This window comes from Frankia sp. AgKG'84/4 (assembly GCF_023242965.2).
Lineage (GTDB): Bacteria > Actinomycetota > Actinomycetes > Frankiales > Frankiaceae > Frankia.
In genome coordinates, this window is record NZ_JALKFU020000508.1 from 1 (window position 1) to 3,985 (window position 3,985).

Consider the following 3,985-nt stretch of genomic DNA (forward strand, 5'->3'; position numbering starts at 1 on the left):
CCTCGCGCGGGCCGCGCCGGCCGGACGGCCCCCACGGCCCCCACGGCCCCTGCGGCCCCCTCGGCCCCTGCGGCAGGTGTCGTGGGGGAGACTCTCCTTGGTCGGCTATCCACCCAGTGTCCTATAGTGCTAGTCAACTAGAGGAATGGGGGTGTTGATGATCGAGTTTCACCTGGACGCGGGCTCCGGCGTCTCGCCGTACCTGCAGGTGGTCAGGCAGGTGCGGCAGGCGCTGCTGCTGGGACTACTTCATGAGGGAGACCAGCTACCGACCGTCAAGGACGTGGTGGCGAAGCTGGCGATCAACCCGAACACCGTGCTCAAGGCCTATCGGGAGCTCGAGCACGACGGGCTCGTGGCCGCCCGGCCGGGCGTCGGCACGTTCGTGACGCGGACGCTGGCCGACGCCACCCTCGCCGCGCACGGGCCGCTGCGCACGGAGCTGCGGCACTGGCTGGCCAGGGCGCGCCGCGCTGGGCTCGACGAGGAAAGCATCGAGGCCCTGTTCCTGGCCACCTTTCGCATGACTGCCACCGAGCCTGGCGCGGCGAGCCAGGCCGCGAGTGCGACCGCCGAACCGGACTACCGCTCCGCCTCGGACTACTACACCGCGGCGAACGACTCGGTGGAGGACATCGCGTGAGCGCCCTTCTGCAGGCCCGTGGCCTGGGCAAGCGATACCGGGGCCGCTGGGCGCTGGCGAACTGCACGCTGGACGTGCCGGCCGGGCGCGTCGTCGGGCTCGTCGGGCCCAACGGCGCCGGAAAGTCGACGCTGCTCACCATGGCTGTCGGCTCGATCACGCCCACGGTGGGCACGATCGAGGTCCTCGGCGGACGCCCCGGCAGCGGCGCGGCGCAGCTCGCCAAGGTCGGTTTCGTCGCGCAGGGCAGCCCCGTCTACACCTCACTGAGCGTCGCCGATCACCTGCGGCTCGGCGCCCGCCTGAACCCCGGCTGGGACGACGCGGTGGCGCGCGATCGGATCGCCCGCCTCGGGCTGGACCCGGCGCTGCGGGCGGGGGCGCTGTCCGGCGGTCAGCGGGCCCAGCTCGCCCTCACCCTCGGCATCGCGAAACGGCCCAAGCTGCTCATCCTGGACGAGCCGGTCGCCAGCCTCGACCCACTCGCCCGCCGTGAGTTCCTCCAGGACCTGATGGAGGCGGTCGCCGAGCACGGTCTCAGCGTCGTGATGTCCTCCCACCTGATCTCGGACCTGGAACGGGCCTGCGACCACCTCGTGGTGCTCGTCGCCTCGCGTGTCGCGATCGCCGGCGAGATCGAGCAGCTCCTGGCCACCCATCACCGGCTGACCGGCCCCCGGTGCGATCCCGCGGACCTGCCCGCCGGCCTGGAGGTCCTCTCCGCCAGTCACACCGAGCGGCAGAGCACCCTGGTGGTCCGCACCGAGGTGCCGATCCGCGACCCCGCCTGGACGGCGACCCCGCTGAACCTGGAGGACCTCGTGCTCACCCACATGAGTCGGCGCCCCACCGAGCCGGACGCCCGTCACCAGCTGGCGGCCGTCCGATGAGCTGGCTGACCTGGCGCCAGCTGCGCCTGCAGGCCGCGACGATCCTCGGCGCCCTGCTCGTCCTCGCCGTCGGGCTCGCGGCCACCGGTCCGCGGCTGGCCCAGCTTTCCAGCGCCGCCGCCGAGGACTTCCTCAACCAGGCCACCAACGACCGCGCGGATAGCTGGGCGTACCTCGTCGGCGTCCTCGCGGTACTCGCGCTGCCCGCGATCATCGGGGTGTTCTGGGGCGCGCCGCTGGTCGCCCGCGAGCTGGAGGCCGGGACGCATCATCTCGCCTGGAACCAGGGCGTCACCCGGACCCGCTGGCTGGTGACCAAGCTCGGCCTCATCGGGCTCGGCGCCATGGTCGCCACGGGCGCCCTGAGCCTCGCGGTGACCTGGTGGTGCGCCCCGATCGACCGGGCCGTGGCCGCCGGCGAGGGCAACGGCGGCCTGTTGACCCAGGCCCGCGTGACACCGGTGATCTTCGACGCGCGGGGTGTCGTGCCGATCGGCTACGCCGCCTTCGCCTTCGCCCTCGGCGTCACCGCGGGGATCCTCGTGCGGCGCACCGTGCCCGCGATGGCCGTGACGCTCGGCGTCTTCATCGCCGTCCAGATCGCCGTGCCACTGCTGGTGCGGCCGCATCTCGTCGCGCCGAGCCGGACCGACGTCGCGATCACCGAATCGACTCTGCAGGGTTTCCGCGGCTCCGGCCCACCGGGGCCCGGTGGCCACGTCGACGGACTGCTGGTGGAGTTCGATCGGCCCGGCGGCTGGCGGCTGGCGGCACGGACCGTCGACGCCGACGGCCACGACGTCCGATCACTGTCGTCGTCGCTGGCGGACTGCCTGCCCACGTCGGTCGAGGCGCCGCCGAGCCCCGCGGCGGCGACCGACCCGCGGCAGGCCTGCGCGGCCGCGCTCGCCGCGGGGGACTACCGGCAGCGCTTCACCTACCACCCGGCCAGCCACTACTGGCCGCTGCAGGGCATCGAGACAGCGATGTTCTTCGCCGTCGCCCTCGGCCTCGCCGGGCTGAGCTGCTGGCGGATCCGCCGGCTGTCCTGAGCTTCGCCGAGGCCCGGCGCGCTGCCGGGCCTCGGCGCCGCACCCGGCGTCAGTTGATGCCGAGCAGTTCCACCTCGAACAGCAGCTCGGAGTTCGGCGGGATGACCGGCGGGAAGCCCGCCGGCCCGTAGCCGAAGTCGGGGCTGATGGTCAGGACGGCCTTCTGACCCAGGGAGAGCTGGGGAACGCCCTCGTCCCAGCCCCGGATGACCCGGCCGACGCCGATCTCGGTGGTGAACGGGGCGCCGCGGTCCCGCGACGAGTCGAAGACCTTGCCGCTGCGCAGCGTGCCGACATAGTGAATCGTCACCGTGTCACCCTTCTTGGGGAAGGTCGTGCCGTCCCCGGGTGACAGGGTTTCGACTGTTACGCCCATGTGTGCCGAGCCCTTCATCGTTGATGGCCACGGCCCCGGGAACCGCCCCGGAGCGCCGCGCGTGCCCCGCGGTCAGCCGCGGGAGCGCTCGATGAGTATCCCAGCCTCGTTCCGGCCGCGGCCCCACCGGTCGGGGTCCTCGCGGTCGGGGACGTGAGAGTCGGTGTCCGCGCCGCCGGAACTCCAGCGGCCGGAACTGCGACGGTCGTAGTAGTGATACCCGGAGGTCTGAGCGTAGACAGACCGCTGGTCGGCATGCTGCCGGCCCGAGTCCGGACGATCGGAGTCCGGACGGTCGGAGTCCCGGCGGTCCGGGTTCGCCGCGCGGTCCGGGTTCGCCGCGCGGTCCGGGTTCGCCGCGCGGTCCGGGTTCGCCGCGCGGTCCCTGCGGTGCAGGCGGACGACGAGTGATCCCGCCATCACGGCGGTGAACGCCTGGGAACCCAGCAGAGCGGCGGCGGTGAGCATGATGCGGCCGTCGGCCAGCACGAGGATCACCGCGGACACGGGAGTGCACACGGCGAGCACCCAGACGATCCGCCGGGTGCCGGCGCCGAGCAGGTACGACGCGAACAGCAGGGTGACCGACAGGGCGGTCGTCGCCAGTGCGAGGACCGGCAGCGCCGCCGCGTCGGTCGCCAGCTTCGGCCCGAACAGCGTCGACACCAGCAGGTGGCCCGCGACCGCGCCGGCCAGCGCCAGCAGCAGGCCGGGGGCGATGACGATCCCCAGCGCCATCGCGAGGGCCCGGCCCGCGGGCCGGCCTTCCCGGCGCCGGCGGGCCGCCTCGGCGAGCAGGTAGTTCGCCACCGCCAGGCCGATGAACACCGGGATCTTGCAGGCGGTGGAGATTGCGGCGTAGCTGCCGGCGCCCTGCGGGTTGCGCCAGCCGACGATCACGACGTCGATGTTCTGCAGCAGGGCGAGCGGCACGAGCGTCGCCAGCGCCACCGAGGTGTCCGCGAGCAGCGAGTCGCGGGTCCGCCGCGGGGCGGCCGGTGCCGCCGGCAGCGGGCCGCCGGCC

4 protein-coding genes and 1 pseudogene are annotated in these 3,985 nt (G+C 73.4%); 3 read left to right on the plus strand and 2 right to left on the minus strand.

Annotation, left to right across the window (positions count from 1 at the left end; genetic code table 11):
* Positions 1-157: 157 nt before the first annotated feature.
* Genes MXD58_RS22200 through MXD58_RS22210 form a run of 3 tightly spaced genes read left to right on the plus strand, consistent with a single transcriptional unit; the run spans position 158 to position 2,585 of the window.
* Positions 158-643 carry a GntR family transcriptional regulator gene (locus MXD58_RS22200; RefSeq protein WP_248839269.1) on the plus strand — a complete coding sequence of 162 codons (486 nt, stop codon included), beginning with the start codon at positions 158-160 and terminating at the stop codon, positions 641-643.
* Positions 640-1,533, plus strand: coding sequence for an ABC transporter ATP-binding protein (locus MXD58_RS22205; protein WP_248839236.1), 894 nt, complete (start codon positions 640-642; stop codon positions 1,531-1,533). The genes MXD58_RS22200 and MXD58_RS22205 overlap by 4 nt, the downstream gene beginning before the upstream one ends.
* Positions 1,530-2,585, plus strand: coding sequence for an ABC-2 membrane transporter-related protein (locus MXD58_RS22210; protein WP_248839237.1), 1,056 nt, complete (start codon positions 1,530-1,532; stop codon positions 2,583-2,585). The genes MXD58_RS22205 and MXD58_RS22210 overlap by 4 nt, the downstream gene beginning before the upstream one ends.
* A gap of 49 nt (positions 2,586-2,634) precedes the next feature.
* Here the strand turns inward: MXD58_RS22210 and MXD58_RS22215 are convergent, their stop codons facing one another.
* Together MXD58_RS22215 and MXD58_RS22220 are read right to left on the minus strand one after the other, a co-directional pair.
* Positions 2,635-2,961, minus strand: a complete 327-nt coding sequence (locus MXD58_RS22215; protein WP_248839238.1) for an FKBP-type peptidyl-prolyl cis-trans isomerase — start codon at positions 2,959-2,961, stop codon at positions 2,635-2,637.
* Between the two features lie 72 nt (positions 2,962-3,033).
* Positions 3,034-3,985: pseudogene (locus tag MXD58_RS22220) on the minus strand (hypothetical protein); the annotation flags it as partial.